This is a genomic window from Micromonospora sp. SD12, from assembly GCF_052068495.1.
Classification (GTDB): Bacteria; Actinomycetota; Actinomycetes; order Mycobacteriales; family Micromonosporaceae; genus Micromonospora; species Micromonospora echinofusca.
The window spans coordinates 108544-127815 of sequence record NZ_JBQHDF010000008.1; the positions used below are offsets into that span (position 1 = coordinate 108544).

The 19272-nt window shown below is 73.5% G+C and carries 13 protein-coding genes; 5 read left to right on the plus strand and 8 right to left on the minus strand.

Going from position 1 to position 19272, the window contains the following annotated elements:
• Positions 1 to 9: 9 nt before the first annotated feature.
• Entirely contained in the window at positions 10 to 1503 is a 1494-nt protein-coding gene (locus tag ACTMS2_RS17690; RefSeq protein ID WP_441176356.1) for a sensor histidine kinase, read from the plus strand.
• 206 nt (positions 1504 to 1709) lie between these two features.
• Here the strand turns inward: ACTMS2_RS17690 and ACTMS2_RS17695 are convergent, their stop codons facing one another.
• The 4 genes from ACTMS2_RS17695 to ACTMS2_RS17710 all read right to left on the minus strand — a co-directional run bounded on the left by ACTMS2_RS17695 (position 1710) and on the right by ACTMS2_RS17710 (position 6072).
• Positions 1710 to 2630, minus strand: a complete 921-nt coding sequence (locus tag ACTMS2_RS17695) for a TAXI family TRAP transporter solute-binding subunit (RefSeq protein ID WP_441176491.1) — start codon at positions 2628 to 2630, stop codon at positions 1710 to 1712.
• Between the two features lie 185 nt (positions 2631 to 2815).
• Positions 2816 to 3490, minus strand: a complete 675-nt coding sequence (locus tag ACTMS2_RS17700) for a hypothetical protein (protein WP_441176357.1) — start codon at positions 3488 to 3490, stop codon at positions 2816 to 2818.
• A gap of 102 nt (positions 3491 to 3592) precedes the next feature.
• A complete protein-coding gene (yaaA, locus tag ACTMS2_RS17705) occupies positions 3593 to 4390 on the minus strand; it encodes a peroxide stress protein YaaA (RefSeq protein WP_441176358.1) in 798 nt (265 codons plus the stop codon).
• 62 nt (positions 4391 to 4452) lie between these two features.
• Entirely contained in the window at positions 4453 to 6072 is a 1620-nt protein-coding gene (locus ACTMS2_RS17710) for a hypothetical protein (RefSeq protein ID WP_441176359.1), read from the minus strand.
• A 216-nt stretch (positions 6073 to 6288) separates the two neighbouring features.
• Between ACTMS2_RS17710 and ACTMS2_RS17715 the strand changes: the two genes are divergently transcribed.
• Both ACTMS2_RS17715 and ACTMS2_RS17720 read left to right on the plus strand, forming a co-directional pair.
• A complete protein-coding gene (locus ACTMS2_RS17715; protein ID WP_441176360.1) occupies positions 6289 to 7329 on the plus strand; it encodes an App1 family protein in 1041 nt (346 codons plus the stop codon).
• A gap of 505 nt (positions 7330 to 7834) precedes the next feature.
• Positions 7835 to 9871 carry a family 10 glycosylhydrolase gene (locus ACTMS2_RS17720; RefSeq protein ID WP_441176361.1) on the plus strand — a complete coding sequence of 679 codons (2037 nt, stop codon included), beginning with the start codon at positions 7835 to 7837 and terminating at the stop codon, positions 9869 to 9871.
• Between the two features lie 188 nt (positions 9872 to 10059).
• Here the strand turns inward: ACTMS2_RS17720 and glgB are convergent, their stop codons facing one another.
• From glgB to glgA, 4 genes are all read right to left on the minus strand, one after another.
• Positions 10060 to 12162, minus strand: coding sequence for a 1,4-alpha-glucan branching protein GlgB (gene glgB / locus ACTMS2_RS17725; RefSeq protein ID WP_441176362.1), 2103 nt, complete (start codon positions 12160 to 12162; stop codon positions 10060 to 10062).
• A complete protein-coding gene (locus ACTMS2_RS17730) occupies positions 12150 to 14249 on the minus strand; it encodes a maltotransferase domain-containing protein (protein WP_441176363.1) in 2100 nt (699 codons plus the stop codon). The genes glgB and ACTMS2_RS17730 overlap by 13 nt, the downstream gene beginning before the upstream one ends.
• A gap of 279 nt (positions 14250 to 14528) precedes the next feature.
• A complete protein-coding gene (locus tag ACTMS2_RS17735) occupies positions 14529 to 15044 on the minus strand; it encodes a DUF3592 domain-containing protein (RefSeq protein ID WP_441176364.1) in 516 nt (171 codons plus the stop codon).
• 72 nt (positions 15045 to 15116) lie between these two features.
• Positions 15117 to 16325 (minus strand): glycogen synthase, encoded by a 1209-nt coding sequence (gene glgA, locus ACTMS2_RS17740; protein WP_441176365.1) that lies wholly within the window; start codon positions 16323 to 16325, stop codon positions 15117 to 15119.
• A 71-nt stretch (positions 16326 to 16396) separates the two neighbouring features.
• On the opposite strand from glgA, the gene glgC reads away from it, so the two are divergent.
• Both glgC and pgm read left to right on the plus strand, forming a co-directional pair.
• Positions 16397 to 17629 carry a glucose-1-phosphate adenylyltransferase gene (gene glgC / locus ACTMS2_RS17745; RefSeq protein ID WP_441176366.1) on the plus strand — a complete coding sequence of 411 codons (1233 nt, stop codon included), beginning with the start codon at positions 16397 to 16399 and terminating at the stop codon, positions 17627 to 17629.
• Entirely contained in the window at positions 17626 to 19272 is a 1647-nt protein-coding gene (pgm, locus tag ACTMS2_RS17750) for a phosphoglucomutase (alpha-D-glucose-1,6-bisphosphate-dependent) (RefSeq protein WP_441176367.1), read from the plus strand. The genes glgC and pgm overlap by 4 nt, the downstream gene beginning before the upstream one ends.

Sequence of the window (19272 nt, forward strand, 5' to 3'; positions counted from 1 at the left end):
GGTGACGCCGTGCGACGTCGACTGGTGATCAGCTACCTGCTGCTCATGGTGCTGGTGCTGATCGCGCTGGAGACCCCGCTGGCGGTAACCCTGGCGACCCGGGAGACCGACCGGGTACGCGCCGACCGGCTCGCCGACGCCACCCGGTTCGCCTCGCTGGCCGGGCCGGCGCTGCGGGGCGGCACCCCGGGCCCGCTCGACAACGAGCTGCGCAGCTACGACGCCCTGTACGGCATCGGCGCGGCGGTGGTCGACCGGGACCGCCGGACGGTGGCGGCCTCGGAGAGCTGGCAGCCGGCCCCCGGCTCGCACGAGGCGCTGGACACCGCGCTCTCCGGCCAGCAGGCCAGCGGGCCGGAGTCGGTCTGGCCCTGGGTCGACGGGCCGATCGTGGTGGCGGTGCCGATCAACGACGGCGGCGAGGTGCTCGGGGCGGTGGTCATCACCACGCCCGCGGACGCGGTCCGGCGGGCCGTGACGGTGTGGTGGTTGGCGCTGGCCGGCACGGGGCTGCTCGCCGTGCTGGCCTGCGTGCTGACCGCGTTCGGGCTGGCCGGATGGGTGCTGCGCCCGGTCACCGAGCTGGACGCGGTCACCCACGAGATCGCCGAGGGGGACCGGGGCGCGCGGGTGCAGCACCGGCTCGGCCCGCCGGAACTGCGCCGCCTGGCGGCCAGCTTCAACCACATGGCCGACGTCGTCTCCGACGTGATGGACCGGCAGCGGGCGTTCGTCGCGCACGCCAGCCACCAGCTGCGCAACCCGCTGACCGCGCTGCGGCTGCGGGTGGAGGAGCTGGGGCCGAGCCTGACCGACGCCGACGGGCGCGCCGAGCACCAACTGGCCCTGGAGGAGACCGACCGGCTGGCGCTCGTGCTGGACGCGCTGCTGACCCTGGCCCGCGCCGAACGGCGGGAGAACCAGCGGGTCACCGTCGACGCGGCGGCCGTCGCCGCGTCCCGGGTCGCCGCCTGGGACCCGCTGGCCCGGCACCGCCGCATCGCCCTGCGGCTGGTGGTCGAGGACGCTCCGGCGTACGCGCGCACCGTGCCGACCGCCATCGACCAGGCCCTGGACGCGTTGATCGACAACGCGGTGAAGTTCAGCGACGCCGGTGGCGAGGTGACGGTGACCGTCCGGCACGACGACGACGGCACCGCGTTGGAGGTCCGCGACACCGGGCCGGGCATGACGGCGAGCCAGCTCGGCCAGGCGACCGAGCGGTTCTGGCGGGCCCCGGAGGTGCAGAACGTCGACGGGGCCGGGCTGGGCCTCACCATCGTCGCCGTGCTGGTCGACGCCTCGGACGGGCGGCTGACCATGCGCGGCGGCGAGCCACGGGGGCTGGTCGCGGGCCTCTGGTTCCCCGCCCCCGATGCTTCCGCCCCCACTGACCCCGCGCGCGGGGACGCCGCTCCCGCCGACACCGTGTCCGGTGCTCCCGCCGCGTCGGCCCGTGACGACGCTGCCGAGTCGCTCCCGGCGGGGGCGGTCGAGCGCTGAGGCCGTCGGGCCTGTCGAGCTGCCCCGTCCATGAGACCTGCCCCGCCGACGGGGCAGCTCGGCAGCGACGCCAGAGGGGGGCCGGTCAGGGGTTCGAGGGTGCGGTGTCAGTCGCGCACCCCGATGTGCTCGGTCAGGCCGACGTCGGCGACGCCGGGGTGGGGCGGTCCGGGCCCTGTGGCGCGGTGGCAGTCGGGGGTGGCGGGTCAGGGCTTGGCGTTGCGGTACCAGTCGGCGGCGCCGGGATGCAGCGGCAGCGGGGCGGTGGCGATGGCCGACCGGGGGCTCATCCGGCCGGCGGCCGGGTGCGCGGCGGCCAACTCCTGGCGGCGTTCCATCAGCAGCCGGGTCACCTCCCGGATCAGCGGCGTCGGCAGGTCGGCCCGGACGATCAGGAAGTTCGGGTTGGCCACCGTGGTCACCGGATCCGTCCCGTACACCGAGCGGGGGATGTCCCGGGACACGTAGACCTCCGGGTTGCTCGCGCGCAGCGGCCCCGTCCACTCACCCAGGTCGACGATCCGGGTCGCGCTGTCGTCCGTGAGCTGCTCCACCGCCCGGACCGGCAGCCCGCCGGAGAAGAAGAACGCGTCGATCGTGCCGGCCCGCAGCGCCGCCACCGAGTCGTCGAGGCCGAGCCGCTCCTGGCGTACCCGGTCGCCGCCCAGGCGCGCCACCTCCAGCAGCCGGATGGCGGTGATCTCGGTGCCGGAGCCGGGCGCGCCCACGGACACCCGCCGGCCGCGCAGGTCGGCCAGGGTGCGGACGGGCCCGCCGGCGGTGGTGACCAGGTGCAGCAGGTCGTCGTAGACCCGGGCGACCGCGACCACCGAGGGGTGCGCCGCCGGTGCCGCCGGCAGCACGTCGGCCTGGGTGAAACCCAGCTCGGCCTCGCCGGAGCCGACCAGTCGGACGTTCTCCGCCGAGGCGGCGGTCACCACCACGCTGGCCCGCACGCCCGGCAGCTCCCGGTTGAGGACGGTGGCCAGCGACTGCCCGAAGGCGTGGTAGACCGCCGTCGGGCTGCCGGTCGCGATCCGGATCCGCACCGGCGCGTCGGGGGCGTCCTGACAGCCGGTCAGGCCGGGCGACGTCACCAGCAGCAGCAACGCCAGCAGTGCCGGCATACGGACGGGGCGCGGGCGGACACCGCGGGACCGGGTGCGACTCACGGGCTGCACTCTGCGCCGTGCGGGCCGCCGCCGCAACCCGCCCCCCTCCGTCGGGCTAGGGCACCGTGTCGGCGGCGGTCACCCCCCACCCCTCCTCGGAGTGGTGCTCGCGGACGACACCGGGCGTGCTCATCCGGCCGTCATGACCGCTCGCGCAGGTGGGCGGGATCCAGGGCGGTGCTGTGCAGGATCCGCTCGCGGTCCGGGCCGTCCGCGACGCAGACCAGGTAGCACCCGGTGCCGGGACGCAGCAGCGCCGGCACGTCCAGCAGGGCGGCACCGCGTACCAGGATGGCGGCCAACTCCCGGTCGGTGATCCGGATGCCGAGGATGTGCCGGCGGACGTGGCGTCCCCCGGCGAGCAGGGCGGCCCGCCAGGCCGCCGCGGCCAGCCGGGGCCGCCACGCCCGCCGTACGGTCGACGCGCCCGGAGCCGGCCCGCCCAGCAGTTCGCGCCGGCCCTGCCGCCAGCCGGTCTCCAAGGTCCGGGCGTACGCCGGCCGGTGCTCCGGCGCCACGGAGAGCCGGTGCAGTTCGAAGCGGCGGCGCAGCCCGCCGACGGTCACCTCGTGCGCGATGGGGACGTCCAGCCGGCCGAGCAGCTGCCTCATCCGGTGCGCCGCCTCCGCCCGGTTGAACTCCACCAACGGGGGACGGTGCTCCGGCACCGGCCGGCGGGTGCCGGCGACGGCCGGCGGGGGCGTGCAGCGCAGCAGGCAGGCGGCCTCGAACGCGTCGGCCAGGGTCGACCAGTCCAGCGGCGGCGGGGTCGAGGGCAGGCGCGGCCGGTCGAGCAGGATCTGTTCGGGAGCCAACTCAGGCACTCCTTGTCGGCGTCGGGGGTCCTCATACCGTGGCCCGTCGACGCCGAGGGGGAAACCGATCGGCCCCAGCCTTGAGGAAATCTTGCGGCTGCCCTACAACTCCGTGACGACCACGTCGACCTGGCGTGGCCGACCCGCCACGCCCGGCTGCTCCAGCACCGGATACTTCAGGTCGCGCAACGCGGTCAGCAGCCCGCCGACCGTACGCGGCCGGACGCCGACGGTCAGCAGGTCGCGGACCAGCCGGCCCTTGGTCGCCTTGTTGAAGTGGCTCACCACCGAGCGGACGGGCACCCCGTCGACCTCCCGCTCGTGCAGCACCCGGACGGTCACCGTGCGCTCGGCCACCTCGCCCCGCGGCGCCCAGGTGGCCGCGTACGCGCCGGAGCGCAGGTCGAGCACGGGCCCGTCGCCGGCCGCAGCGGCCATCGCCGGTGCGAGCGCCCGCCGCCAGTACGCCGACAGCGCGCCGACCCCCGGCAGCCGCGCCCCGACCGGGCACCGGTAGGGCGGGATCCGGTCGGTGAGGCGTACCGCCCCCCAGAGGCCCGAGCTGATCAGCACCGACCGGCGGGCCGCCCGCTGCGCGGTCGCCGGCAGCGAGGCGAGGTCGAGCGCCTCGTAGAGCACCCCCGTGTAGACGCGCGCGGCAGGCGCGGTGGCCGCCGCCCGCAGCCGCGCGTTGCGGCGCAACTCGCCGCGCTGGCCCTCGCTGAGCCCCAGCGCCGCCCGGGCCGCTTCCTCGTCGCCGTCGGCGCTGAGCGCCACCAGGGCGGTCAGCACCTCCTCCCGCGCGCCGGTCAACTCCGGCAGGGAGAGCCGGGCGAGGTCCAGCCGCCGGCCGGTGCCGGCGTCGGCCTTCCCCTCGGAGGGCGGCAGCAGGATGAGCATCGGTGGACTCCTCGGCTCGGCGCGGCATCCGCGCGCCGGTGCGGCCAGCGTACGGGCCGGCCCTACCGCCACGGCCGCACCGGCGTCTGCGGGTGGTACACGCGATACCCGCCGACCTCGGCGACGAGCGCGGCGTCGGCCCGGTCGCCCAGCAGCCCGCGCAGGCGCCGCTCCGCCGCCGATCCGGCCTCCAGCGCGTACCCGGGCCGGTCGGCCCGCCCCACCTGCCGCCAGTACGCCGGGTAGCGGTTCTGCCCGGGGGTTAGGTCGCCGTCGAGCACCCCGCACACCACCGACTCGGCGGTGTTGAAGATCAGCCGGTTGCAGGTCCAGTAGTCCCCGTACACCTCGCGGGGGCCGTCCGCGCGCAGCCGGTCGGCCAGCTCGCGTGCCTGCCGCTCCTCGATCCGGGACGCCCCGGCGCCGGTGACGGCGAACAGCACGGTGACCACCAGCGTCGTCGCGGTCAGCGCGGCGAGCACAGCGGTGGCGAGCGCCCCCGCCAGCCGGCCGAGCGCCCCGACGGTGCCCCGCCAGCAGGCGACCGCCGCCAGCCAGAGCGGCCAGAGCACCGCCGGCAGGGAGAGCTGGAGCACCGACAGGTAGCGGGCGTTGTCCAGGGGGCTGGTGGCGGCGAGCGGGCTGCGCACGTACGACAGCAGGGTCAGCACCGCGCCGACGACCAGCGCGAGGTGCACCACCGGGCCGACCCGCTCGCCGCGGGGGGCGCCCGCGGCCCGGCGGTACGCGACGACGGCGAGCGCGGCGGCGACCACCAGCAGTACGGGATAGATCAGCCCGAACCACCCCTGCCAGCGGGCGCAGCCGTCCACCGGGCAGAGGCCGGCGGCGAGCGGTACCCCCTCCAGCAGCCCGCCGTCGAGCCGCCGCGACCACGGCGGCGACGGCCCGGCCTTGGTGCTGATCTCGCGGAACACCGACAGCGAGTCCTCGCCCGGCGGGGCGAGGAGGTTGTCCCGGATCATCGGCGCGATTCCGACGGCGAACCCGGCCAGCAGCAGCACCCCGGCCAGGCCGAGCAGCTCCCGGCGGGCCACCCAGAGCAGCGCCAGCGCGGCCACCCCCAGATACGGCAGGATCAGCCAGTCCGACCAGGCGGCCACCCCGGCGAGCAGGCCGAAGAGCCCGACGGCCAGCCGGCGGTGCCGCACCGTGCCCCGGGCGAGCCCCACCGCGATCAGCAGCATCAGCAGCACCGCGACCTTGACCTCGGGACGGCCGCCGACCACGGTCAGTTGGTCGCGCACCACCCGTTCCCCGCCGAGCGCCAGCAGGCCGACGATCCCGGCGGCGAACCAGGGCGAGCAGATCCGCCTTGTCAGCCGGTGGATCAGCCACAGGAAGAGGGCGTAGAGCACGAGCAGCGGCAGGCGCAGCAGCGGCCAGCTCGGCCCGGCCACCGCGATCAGCGGCGCCGCCAGGTAGGACTCCAGCATTCCCATGTAGCGCTGCCCGTAGAGGAAGACCGGCAGCTCACGGCCCTGCGCGATGTGCAGCGCGGCCAACCCGAACGTCGCCTCGTCGCTGTTGGAGACGGGCACCGTGTACAGGGTCAGCACCAGCCGGTAGCCGACCCCGGCCAGCCCGAACAGGAGCGCGACGAGCGCCGGCCGGTCGAGCTGCGGGCGCCACCGCCCACGCTTGCGCACTGGTTGCGACACGACCAACGCCCCCGTCGTCGTCCCGACCGGAGTGTTTCACGCCGCCGGGGCCGGGCGGGGCGGATCGGCGCAGCGCGGACGATCCGCGCGGGTGCGGCGTCGACCTTCAGGGCCGCCGGCTGCTGGACTGTGGCGGGGGTGGCGTCGAGGTCCGCGGTGGCCGGGGAAGATCGCCTCGCGTGGCCGAGGTGGCCGGGTTGTGGCAGGGTTGCTGACGTGCCACCCACTCCCGCCGGCCAGTTGGCCGTACCGAACCTGCACCGGGCCGCGCGGATCGAGGACGCCGTGCACTCACTGGTCGAGCGCCGGCTGCGGCGCACCGGCTGGCGCACGAACGTCATCGCGTACACCGGCTACGGCGCGCCCGGCTGGGTGCGGGTGATGTGCCGGGTGCTGCTGGGCCGGCCGGACACCCGCCAGCGCGGCCGGCTGGAGAAGGTACGCGGTTGGCGCAGCTTCACCACGCTGCCGGCCAAGCACGTCACGGTCACCATCGAGGCCGGGGGAGAACGGCACGAGGCGCGCGCCGACCGCAGCGGCTTCGTCGACGCGGTGGTCGAGGCGGACCTGCCGCCCGGCTGGGGCTCGGTGCGGATCAGCCTGCCGGACGCCGAGCCGGTGGAGGCGCCGGTGCGCATCCTCGACCCGGAGGTGCGCTTCGGCATCCTCTCCGACATCGACGACACGGTCATGGTCACCGCGCTGCCCCGACCGCTGCTCGCCGCATGGAACACGTTCGTGCTCGACGAGCACGCCCGCAACGCGGTGCCCGGCATGGCGGTGCTCTACGAGCGGCTGGTCACCGCGCACCCCGGCGCGCCGGTCTTCTACCTCTCCACGGGCGCCTGGAACGTGGCGCCGACGCTGACCCGGTTCCTGTCCCGGCACCTCTACCCGGCCGGGCCGCTGCTGCTGACCGACTGGGGGCCGACCGCCGACCGCTGGTTCCGCAGCGGGCGGGAGCACAAGCGGGTCACCCTGGCCCGGCTGGCCCGCGAGTTCCCCGACGTCAAGTGGCTGCTGGTCGGCGACGACGGGCAGCACGACCCGGAGATCTACCGCGAGTTCGCCGCAGCCCACCCGGAGAACGTGGCCGGGGTGGCGATCCGTCGGCTCTCGCCCACGCAGGCGGTGCTGGCCGGTAGCCTGCCCACCCCGGGCGGTGAGTCGTCGGCGGGGCCGGTGGGGCAGAAGTGGCTCTCCGCGCCCGACGGCGCCGGCCTCTGGAAGCTCCTACGCGACGTCGGCCTGGTCTGACCCGCACCCCACGGCCCCGTCACGCTCTCACCTCCACGGCATGCCCTCGGGGGACGCTGGTTCGACCTGCACGGGGCGCCCCTCGGGTGCGCGTGCAGTGGAGCCGCAACAGATGCTCGCGTTACGCGGAGTGGTTGACTCCTGCTTCGGGCCGTGCCTGCTCCGTCGCTTTGCTCTGCAGCCAAATAGGCACCACTAACGCAGCGTGCGTGGTGCTGATATGGCTGCAGAGCAAAGCGCAGCGCGGGGGCATGGGGGCGTTCCGGCCGGGGTGCCGTGAATTGCCTGGTCGTGCCGTTCCTTGACGTGGAGTGTCGAATTCCGAGCTTCTCGCAGGGCGGAAACTAATTACGCAGAGTGATAACTGGGGCCGTCCAGCTCGGGGTGACGCACCGTGAGCGGTGTGCGGGTCGGAGTCTCTCGTTCCAGCCAGTGGTGGAGCTCGCCGGACGAAAAGTTGTGAAGGATACTTGCGCAACAAGCCGGCAACATTGAACATCTTTTCGTGCGTAGAGATTATGGTCGATACCTGTCCGGGCTTGCCCTCGTTGCGGCGCTGGCGCTCGGCGTGGCCGTCCCCACGGGCGCCCCCGCCTCCCGGCCCGCAGTCCCGGTCGCCGCGACGGACGCCGTGCCGGTCGCCGCCCAGGCGGCCTGCGTGACCGACCCGGCCACCCCGAAGCGGCAGCTGCGCGGCATGTGGATCGCCAGCGTGGCCAACATCGACTGGCCCAGCCGCACCGGGCTCACCCCGGCCGCCCAGCAGGCGGAGTACCGGGGCTGGCTCGACCTGGCCCAGCAGCGGCGGATGAACGCCGTCGTCGTGCAGATCCGGCCCGCCGCCGACGCGTTCTGGCCGTCGACGTACGAGCCGTGGTCGCAGTGGCTCACCGGCACCCAGGGCACCAACCCCGGCTACGACCCGCTGGCCTTCATGGTCGCCGAGGCGCACGCCCGCAACCTGGAGTTCCACGCCTGGTTCAACCCGTACCGGGTGGCGAACCACACCGACCTCAGCAAGCTGGCGGCCAGCCACCCGGCCCGCAAGAACCCGGGCTGGACCGTCACCTACGGCGGACACATCTACTACAACCCCGGCATCCCGGCCGTCCGCGCCTTCGTGCAGGACGCGATGATGGACGCCGTCAAGCGCTACGACATCGACGCGGTGCACTGGGACGACTACTTCTACCCGTACCCGGTCAGCGGGGTGGCCTTCCCCGACCAGGCCACCTACGCCCAGTACGGCTCAGGCTTCAGCAGCATCGGCGACTGGCGGCGCAACAACGTCAACCTGCTGGTGCGGGAGATGCGCGACAGGATCCGGGCGGCCAAGCCGTGGGTGAAGCTGGGCGTCAGCCCGTTCGGCATCTGGCGCAACGCCGGCACCGATCCGCTCGGCTCGCGTACCACCGGGCTCCAGTCGTACGACGCGATCTACGCCGACACCCGGCGCTGGGTGCGGCAGGGTTGGGTCGACTACATCGCCCCGCAGATCTACTGGCACATCGGCCACCCGGCGGCCGACTACGCGGAGCTGGTGCGCTGGTGGTCCGAGACGGTGACCGGCACCGACGTGCAGTTGCTCGTCGGGCAGGCCACCTACCGGGCCGGCGCAACGGGGCAGGACGCCGCCTGGCAGGACCCGGCCGAGCTGACCGACCACCTGACGCTCAACCGCAGCCACCCGAGGATCGTCGGCGACATCCACTTCAGCGCCAAGGACGTCCGCGCCGACCGGATCGGCGCCGTCTCCCGGGTGGCGACCGACCACTACCGCCGGCCCGCGCTGGCACCGGCCGGGGTGGGCGGCGTCGCGCCCGCCGCACCCAACCTCACCTCGGCGGTACGCGGCACCGGCGGCGTGACCCTCACCTGGCAACGCGGCGCCACCGGCAGCACCGCCGCGTACGCGGTCTACCGGCTGCCCGGCGACGGCGCGGTCGACGCCTGCGACCTGGCCGACGCCCGTCACCTGCTCGGCACGGTCCGCGCCTCGGGCGCCACAGGGACGTTCACCGACGCCAGCGCGGCGGCCGGCTCGACGTACCGCTATCTGGTGACGGCCCTGGACCGGCTGCACCACGAGAGCGCCGCCAGCAACGCGCGGGTCGTCACCGGCACCGGAGGCACGTTCAGCGTGATCGTGGACAACGCCACCGCCGGCGGCTTCACCGCAGCCGCCACCTGGGGCACGTCGTCGTACCTTCCGGCGCGCTACGGCGCCAACTACCGCTTCGCCAGCCCGGAGGCGGTCAGCGACCCGGCCTGGTTCAGCGCGACGCTGCCCGCCACGGGCAGCTACCGGGTCGAGGTCTGGTATCCGGCCGACCCCGGCTACAACAGCGCCACGCCGTACCTGGTGACGACGGCGAGCGGGACCGTGACGGCCAGGGTCGACCAGCGCACCGGCGGCGGTCAGTGGCGGGTGCTGGGCACCTACGACCTCGCCGCGGGGACGCGCCAGGTCGTCGGGGTCAGCCGCTGGAGCAGCACCCAGGGGTACGTCGTCGCCGACGCGGTCCGGATCACCCGACTCTGAGCCGAGCCGACGGAGAATCTGTCGTACGGTCGAAGCCGTGCCGGTCCGCTCGGCTTCTTGGGATGACCGGAGATCTTGGTAGGAACTGACCCCTCGAGGGGCCGGTTCCTACCAAGATCTTCCGTGGGGTCGAACGGCGCGGGTCGGGGCCGGTGACCGGTGGTGGGCGCGTGCGGGCTGCCGCCCGTTCAGTCGCGGCGCAGCCAGAGGACGCCGAGGGGCGGCACCCGCAGCGCCGCCGAGGCGGGCAGCCCGTGCCACGGCACGTCCTCGGCCCGCACCGCGCCCAGGTTGCCCACCCCCGAGCCGCCGTAGTGGTGGGCGTCGGTGTTGAGCACCTCCGCCCAGGTGCCGCCGGCCGGCAACCCCACCCGGTAGTCCTCGAGCGGTCGGGCGGAGAAGTTCGCCACGCAGACCAGGGTCGCGCCGTCGGGGGCGATCCGGACGAACGAGACGGTGTTGTTGGCGACGTCGTCGCCGGCGATCCAGCGGAAGCCGGCCGGCTCGGTGTCCTGCGCCCACAGCGCCGGGGTGTCCCGGTAGACGCGGTTCAGGTCGGCGACGAGGCGTTGTACGCCGGCGCGGGCCGGGTCGTGCAGCAGGTACCAGTCGAGGCCCCGCTCCTCGCTCCACTCCCGGTCGTCGGCCAGCTCGCAGCCCATGAAGAGCAGTTGCTTGCCCGGGTGCGCCCACATGTACGCCAGCAGGGCGCGTACGTTGGCCAACCGCTGCCAGGTGTCGCCGGGCATCTTGCCCGCGAGGGAGCCCTTGCCGTGCACCACCTCGTCGTGGCTGATCGGCAGCACGTAGTTCTCGCTCCAGGCGTACGCCAGGGAGAACGTGAGCTGATGGTGGTGGTGCTGCCGGTAGACCGGGTCCTTGGAGGTGTAGAGCAGGGTGTCGTGCATCCAGCCCATGTTCCACTTGAAACCGAAACCGAGCCCGCCGTCGGCCGTGGCGCGGGTGACGCCCGGCCAGGCGGTGGACTCCTCGGCGATCAGCACCACCCCGGCGTGGTGCTTGTAGACCGTCGCGTTCACCTCCTGCATGAGCGCGATGGCCTCCAGGTTCTCCCGGCCGCCGTAGCGGTTGGGCAGCCACTGCCCCTCCTGCCGGGAGTAGTCCAGGTAGAGCATCGAGGCCACCGCGTCCACCCGCAGCCCGTCGACGTGGAACTGCTCGCACCAGTAGAGCGCGTTGGCGACCAGGAAGTTGCGCACCTCCGGGCGGCCGAAGTCGAAGACGTACGTGCCCCAGTCGGGGTGCTCGCCCCGGCGCGGGTCGGGGTGCTCGTAGAGGGCGGTGCCGTCGAAGCGGGCCAGCGCCCACTCGTCCTTGGGGAAGTGCGCGGGCACCCAGTCCAGGATCACGCCGATCCCGGCGGCGTGCAGGGCGTCCACGAGGTGCCGGAACTCGTCGGGGTCGCCGAAGCGGGACGTGGGCGCGTAGTAGCCGGTGACCTGGTAGCCCCAGGAGCCGCCGAACGGGTGCTCCATCACGGGCATGAACTCCACGTGCGTGAAGCCCAGCTCGGTGACGTACGCGGTCAGCTGCTCCGCCAGCTCCCGGTAGCCCAGCCCGGGACGCCACGAGCCGAGGTGCACCTCGTAGACGCTCATCGGCTCCTGGTGCGGCTGCCGCCGGCCCCGCCGCGCCAGCCAGTCGGCGTCGCCCCACTCGTACGTCGAGTGGTGCACCACCGACGCGGTGGCCGGCGGCACCTCCGCGTACGCCGCCAGGGGGTCGGCCTTGTCCCGCCACTGCCCGTCGGCGCCCAGGATCCGGTACTTGTAGCGGGCGCCCGCCCCGACGCCGGGGACGAACAGCTCCCACACGCCGCTGCCGCCGAGCGAGCGCATCGGCCAGCCGTCGTCCGGCGCCCAGCCCGCGAAGTCGCCGACCACCCGGACCCCGCGCGCGTTCGGCGCCCAGACGGAGAACGCGACGCCCTCGTCGAAGACCCGGGCGCCGAGCGCCTCCCAGAGCCGCTCGTGGCGGCCCTCGCCGATGAGGTGCAGGTCCAGCTCGCCCAGGGTGGGCGGGTAGCGGTACGGGTCGTCGTGGAGCCGGCCGTCGACCTCGACGCGGTAGTCGAGCACCTCGCCCGCCACCGTCGCCTCGAACACCCCGACGTCGTGCACCCGCCGCATCGGGTGCCGCTCGCCGTCGACGACGAGGACGACGTCGGCGGCACCCCGGCGCAGCGTCCGGACGAGGGTCCGCCCGTCGGCCGGGTGCGCGCCGAGGACGGCGTGCGGGTCGTGCGTTGCGCCGGCGATCAGCTTGTCCATCGGGCGTCGTCCTTCTGGGCGGGAGCGGTGGGCGCGGTGCCGCCCGAGAGGTCGTCGGGAACGTCTTCGACGGTCAGGTCCGGCGCGCCGGTGGCCGCCGCCGGACCGGCGGCGGGATCGGGGGCCGCCCGGCGCACGGTCAGCACGTGCGCCGGTTGCAGGTACGGGTCGAGGCGTACGGCGTTGCGCTGGCCCCAGTCGTAGCTGGCGCCGGTCAGCTCGTCGCGCACCGTGAACCGGTCGTGCCAGTCCAGCCCGAGCGCGGGCATGTCCAGCGTGGTGTTGCCCCACTGCACGGCCTGCGGGTCGAACGAGCAGACGACGAGGACCGTGTTGCCCGTGCCCGGGTCGTGCTTCGACCAGCAGAGCAGCGCCGGGTTGTCGATCTCGTGGAAGACCAGGTTGCGCAGCTGGTGCAGGGCCGGGTTCTCCCGGCGCACCCGGTTCAGCACGGCGATGAACGGGGCCAGCGAGCGGCCCTGGGCCTGCGCGCCGGCCCAGTCGCGGGGGCGCAGCTCGTACTTCTCGTTGTCGAGGTACTCCTCCGCGCCGGGGCGGGCGGTGTGCTCGAACAGCTCGTAGCCGGCGTACATGCCCCAGGAGGGGGAGAGCAGCGCGGCCAGCACCGCCCGGATCTTGAACATCGGCGGGCCGCCGTGCTGCAACGACTCGTGCAGGATGTCCGGCGTGTTGGGCCAGAAGTTGGGCCGCATGTAGTCGGCCGCCTCGACCAGCTCCTCGCAGTACGCCCGCATCTCCGCCGCCGACGTGCGCCAGGTGAAGTAGGTGTACGACTGGGTGAAGCCGATCTGGCCCAGCCCGTGCATGATCGCCGGCCGGGTGAACGCCTCGGCGAGGAAGAGCACGCCCGGGTCGACCTTCTTCACCTCGGCGATCAGCCAGTGCCAGAAGTCGAACGGCTTGGTGTGCGGGTTGTCGACCCGGAAGATCCGGATGCCCTCGCCGACCCAGTGCAGCACCACCCGCAGGACCTCCGCCCGGATTCCCTCCGGATCGTTGTCGAAGTTCAGCGGGTAGATGTCCTGGTACTTCTTCGGCGGGTTCTCCGCGTACGCGATGCTGCCGTCGGCCCGGGTGGTGAACCACTCCGGATGCTCGGTCACCCACGGGTGGTCCGGCGCGCACTGCAACGCCAGGTCCATCGCCACCTCGAGGCCCTGCTCGGCGGCGGCAGCCACGAAGTCCCGGAAGTCCTCCGGCGTACCCAGATCGGGGTGGATGGCGTCGTGGCCGCCCTCGGCGGCGCCGATCGCCCACGGCGAGCCGACGTCGTCCGGCCCGGCGGTGAGCGCGTTGTTGCGGCCCTTGCGGTTGACCCGGCCGATCGGGTGGATCGGCGGCAGGTAGAGCACGTCGAAGCCCATCGCGGCGACGCCCGGCAGGCGCTCGACGGCGGTGGTGAACGTGCCGGAGCGCGCCGGGGCGTCGACGGTCGCCGGGACGGCCCCCTCGGAGCGGGGGAAGAACTCGTACCAGGCCGAGAAGAGCGCCCGCCGCCGGTCCACCCAGAGCCGGTGCTCCTCGCCGGCGGTGACCAGCTCGCGGACGGGGTGCTCCCAGAGCAGGGTGGCCAGCTCCAGCGCCGGGGCCACCCGCCGGGGCAGCTCCTTCCCGGCGTCACCCAGCGCCGCCACCGCCGCGCGGACCCGCTTCGCGTCGCCGGCCGGCACCAGCTCGACGGCGGCGGTCAGCACCCGTACGCCCTCGGCGAGGTCGTTGGCCAGCTCCTGTGGCCCCTGCCCGGCGGCGATCTTCTTGGTGACCGCGTTCTGCCAGGTCAGGTACGGGTCCTGGAACGCCTCCACCGTGAAGGTCCACTCGCCGACCGCGTCGGGGCGGATCACGGCGTGCCAGCGGTCCTGCCCCGGCTCGCCGGGACGCATCCGGGTGAACGGCCGCGCCCGCCCGTCGGGGCCGCGCCAGACCACGTTGCAGCCGAGCGCGTCGTGCCCCTCGCGGTAGGCGCGGGCCGACACCGGCACCGGCTCGTCGACCACCGCCTTGGCCGGGTAGCGACCGCAGGAGACGACGGGGGAGACGTCTTCGATCGGGAACCGTCCAGTCACCGGTTCAACCTACTGCGCGAGATCCTTTCGCGCGCGGCCAAGCACCCCATCGCCCTGGCGGCCGGTGGCGGGCGTGGGTAGTGGCGGCGTAGGTCTTGGTACGAAGTGGCCCCTTGAAGGGCCGTTCCTGCCAAGATCTACTGCTGTCCCGAGATTCGGAACGCCATGCCCAGCCGGTGGAAGATCGGGGTTCAGGCGGGCGGCTCGGGCGTCACGAACGAGCCCTTGCCCTGGTGCACCTCGATCCAGCCCCGCTCATCCAGGGTCCAGAGTCGGCCGTCAGGCGAAGTGGCGTCCGGACCGCCAGTCTTCGGCGTTCTCGCGCCACATCGACCAGGTGCGCCACAGGAACACACCACCGCCCAGACCCAACGCCACACCCAGGCCGACGCCGAGCCACGCCATGACGGAGTCGTCGCCGATGCGTACGTCGCGCACGATCCCGGCGGGGTCGGCGGGGTCGTAGAGCACGGTTGCCGCGTCGCCCACCCGGGGCCGTGGACGCCAGTAGTAGTCGCTGACCTGCGTGACGACGTGGTGGCCGTCGGCCGTGGTGAAGGCGGCCACCACGTACGAGTCCCGCTGAAGGTCGTGCACCTCCAGCACCGTCGCCGCGGCGCGCACGCCGTACGCGTCCAACCGGTGCGCGCGGTGTGCCGAGTCGATCCCGAGCAGCACGAACACCACGGCTCCGAGCAGCAGGACCACGAGGCTGAGCAGGGGGTGGCGCAGCCAGTATCCGGGCAGCCACCGGCTGCGCAGCCGGAGCGGCGCGCGTCTTCTCCGCCAGCCCATGCCGCCATCCTGCCCGCCGTCGGCAAGACACGTCATCGACGGTCAGCGGCCGGATCCGGCGACCTCGCCGGCTCAGCCCGTGGCGCCCACCGACCGGTACACCTCCAGGGTCCGCCGGGCAAGGGCGTCCCAGGAGAAGTGCTCGACCGCCCGGCGCCGGCCTGCGAGGCCGAGTTCCTTGGTGCGGCCCGGGTCGGCGAGCACCTCGTTCATCCGGGCCGCGAGGTCGGCGACGAACCGGCCCGGGTCCAGCGGCCGGCCGGAGCCGTCGGTGGCCTGCTCGATTCCGACCAGCAGCCCGGTCTCGCCGTCGGCGACCACCTCCGGGATGCCGCCGGTGGCGGTGGCCACCACCGCCGTCTCGCACGCCATCGCCTCCAGGTTCACGATGCCCATCGGCTCGTAGACGGAGGGGCAGACGAAGACGGTGGCGTGGGTGAGCACCTGGATCACCTCGTGCTTGGGCAGCATCTCGGCCACCCACACCACGCCGGAGCGGTTCGCCCGCAGCTCGCCCACCAGGCCCTCCACCTCGGCGGCGATCTCCGGGGTGTCCGGCGCGCCGGCGAGCAGCACCAGCTGGGTGTCCGCCGGCAGGTCGCGCGCCGCGCGCAGCAGGTAGGGCAGGCCCTTCTGTCGGGTGATCCGCCCCACGTACACGACGCTGGGCCGGGCCGGGTCGATCCCGAGCCGGTCCACGACGTCCGTGCCGTGGTCCGGGGCGTACTGCGCCGTGTCGATGCCGTTGTGCACCACCCGCACCCGGTCCGGGTTGACCGCCGGGTAGGCGGTCAGCACGTCGCGGCGCATCCCCTCGCTGACCGCGATGATCGCGTCGGCCGCCTCGAACGCCGTGCGCTCGCACCAGGAGGAGAGCGCGTAGCCGCCGCCGAGCTGCTCGGCCTTCCACGGCCGCAGCGGCTCCAGGCTGTGCGCGGTCACCACGTGCGGCACGCCGTGCAGCAGCTTCGCCGTGTGCCCGGCGAAGTTGGCGTACCAGGTGTGGCTGTGCACCACGTCGGTGCCGGCGCACGCCGCCGCCATCTCCAGGTCCACACCCATCGTCCGCAGCGCGGCGTTCGCGCCGGTCAGGCCCGCCGGCTCGGCGTACGCGGTGACGCCCGGCTCGGTGCGCGCCGCGCCGAAGCAGTGCACCCGCACCTCGGCGAGTCCACGCAGCTCACGGGACAGGTACTCCACGTGCACGCCGGCCCCGCCGTACACCTCCGGCGGGTACTCCCGGGTCAGCAGATCGACGCGAAGTGGTGTGGAGTCCGTCATCCCCCGCACCCTAGTGCAGAAGTGTGCCCGTACGAGTGGTGAAGTCCCACGGGGATGGATAGCGTCTGGACATGGCTGCCAAGGTGCTCGCGATCGTCCTGGCCGGCGGAGAAGGCAAGCGCCTCATGCCGCTCACCACGGACCGGGCCAAGCCGGCCGTCCCGTTCGGCGGGATGTACCGCATGGTCGACTTCGTCCTGTCCAACCTGGCGAACGCCGGCTATCTGAAGATCGTCGTGCTGACCCAGTACAAGTCCCACTCGCTGGACCGGCACATCACCAAGACGTGGCGGATGTCGACCCTGCTCGGCAACTACGTCACGCCCGTGCCGGCGCAGCAGCGGCGCGGCCCGTGGTGGTTCGCCGGCTCCGCCGACGCCATCTACCAGAGCTTCAACCTGATCCACGACGAGCAGCCGGACCACGTGATCGTCTTCGGCGCCGACCACATCTACCGGATGGACCCGCGCCAGATGGTGGAGGACCACATCGCCTCCGGTGCCGGCGTCACCGTGGCCGGCATCCGGCAGCCGCTGTCGATGGCCGACCAGTTCGGCGTGATCGAGGTCGGCGAGGACGGCCGGCGGATCCGGGCGTTCCGCGAGAAGCCGACGGACGCGGCCGGCCTGCCCGACGCGCCCGACCAGATCTACGCGTCGATGGGCAACTACGTGTTCAGCACGAAGGCGCTGTGCGAGGCGGTCGAGCGCGACGCGGAGGACAAGACCAGCAAGCACGACATGGGCGGCAGCATCATCCCGATGCTCGTGGAGCGCGGCGAGGCCAACGTCTACGACTTCCGCGACAACGAGGTGCCGGGCAGCACCGACCGGGACCGCGGCTACTGGCGCGACGTGGGGACGCTCGACTCCTTCTACGACGCCCACATGGACCTGATCAACGTGCACCCCGTGTTCAACCTCTACAACTTCGAGTGGCCCATCTACACCGGGCAGCTCACCTACCCGCCCGCCAAGTTCGTGCACCAGTGGGGCGAGCGGGTCGGCCGGGCGGTCGCCTCGATGGTCTCGCCCGGCGCGGTGATCTCCGGCTCCCTGGTGGAGAACTCGGTCGTCTCGCCCAAGGTGAAGGTGCACTCTTGGGCGCACGTGGACGGCGCGGTGCTCATGGAGGGGGTCGACATCGGCCGGCACGCGGTCGTCCGCCGGGCGATCCTCGACAAGAACGTGGTCGTGCCCGAGGGCGCGGAGATCGGCGTCGACCTGGAGAAGGACCGGCAGCGCTACACCGTCTCCGACAACGGCATCGTGGTCATCGGCAAGGGACAGAAGGTGGAACCGTGAGCAGTCATCCCCGGGCCGGCAAGCCCGCCCAGCCCGCCGACCTGGTCGACGTGCCGCGGCTGGTGACCGCCTACTACGCCGAGCACCCCGACCCGCAGGACCCGGCGCAGCAGGTCTCCTTCGGCACGTCCGGGCACCGCGGGTCGAGCCTGCGCAACGCGTTCAACTCCGACCACATCCTCGCGGTCACCCAGGCGCTCTGCGACTACCGGCGGGAGCGGGGCCTGGACGGGCCGCTCTTCCTCGGCCGCGACACCCACGCGCTCTCGGCCCCGGCCGCCGTGGACGCGCTCGAGGTGCTCGCCGCCAACGAGGTGACCGTGCTGCTGGACAGCCGCGACGGCTACACGCCCACCCCGGCGGTGTCGCACGCCATCCTCACCCACAACCGGGGACGCACCAGCGGGCTCGCCGACGGCATCGTCATCACCCCGTCGCACAACCCGCCCGACGACGGCGGCTTCAAGTACAACCCCACCCACGGCGGCCCGGCGGACTCCGACGTCACGAGGTGGATCCAGGACCGCGCCAACGCGATCCTCGCCGACGGCCTGAAGGAGGTCCGGCGGATCCCGTACGCCCGGGCCCGCGCCGCCGACACCACCGGGTCGTACGACTTCCTCGCCCGCTACGTCGACGACCTGCCGGCGGCGATCGACGTCGACGCGATCCGCGACGCCGGGGTGCGCATCGGCGCTGACCCGCTCGGTGGCGCGAGCGTGGCCTACTGGGGCGAGATCGCCGAGCGGCACCGCCTGGACCTGACCGTGGTCAACCCGACGGTCGACCCGACCTGGCGGTTCATGACGCTGGACGGCGACGGCAAGATCCGGATGGACTGCTCCTCGCCGAACGCGATGGCCTCGCTGATCGCCGCCCGCGCCGACTACCAGGTCTCCACCGGCAACGACGCCGACGCCGACCGGCACGGCATCGTCACCCCCGACGGCGGCCTGATGAACCCCAACCACTACCTCGCGGTGGCGATCGCCCACCTGTTCCGCACGCGGACGGGGTGGGGCCCGGCCGCAGCGGTCGGCAAGACGCTCGTCTCCTCCTCGATGATCGACCGGGTCGCCGCCGACCTGGGCCGCCCGCTGCTGGAGGTGCCGGTCGGCTTCAAGTGGTTCGTGCCGGGGCTGCTCGACGGCGCGGTGGGCTTCGGCGGCGAGGAGAGCGCGGGGGCGTCCTTCCTGCGCCGCGACGGCGGCACGTGGACCACCGACAAGGACGGCCTCCTGCTCTGCCTGCTCGCCGCCGAGATCATCGCGACCACGGGACGCACCCCCAGCCAGCACTGGACGGAGCTGGCCGAGCGCTTCGGCGCGCCCGCGTACGCCCGCATCGACGCGCCCGCGACCCGGGAGGAGAAGGCCGTGCTCGGCAGGCTCTCACCGGAGCAGGTGACCGCCACCGAACTGGCCGGCGAGCCGATCACCGCGACCCTCACCACCGCGCCGGGCAACGACGCGCCGATCGGCGGCCTGAAGGTGACCACGGAGTCCGGCTGGTTCGCCGCCCGGCCGTCGGGCACCGAGGACGTCTACAAGATCTACGCCGAGTCCTTCCAGGGCCCGGAGCACCTGGCCCGGATCCAGCAGGAGGCGAAGGACCTGGTGTCCGACGTCCTGGCCAAGTCCTGA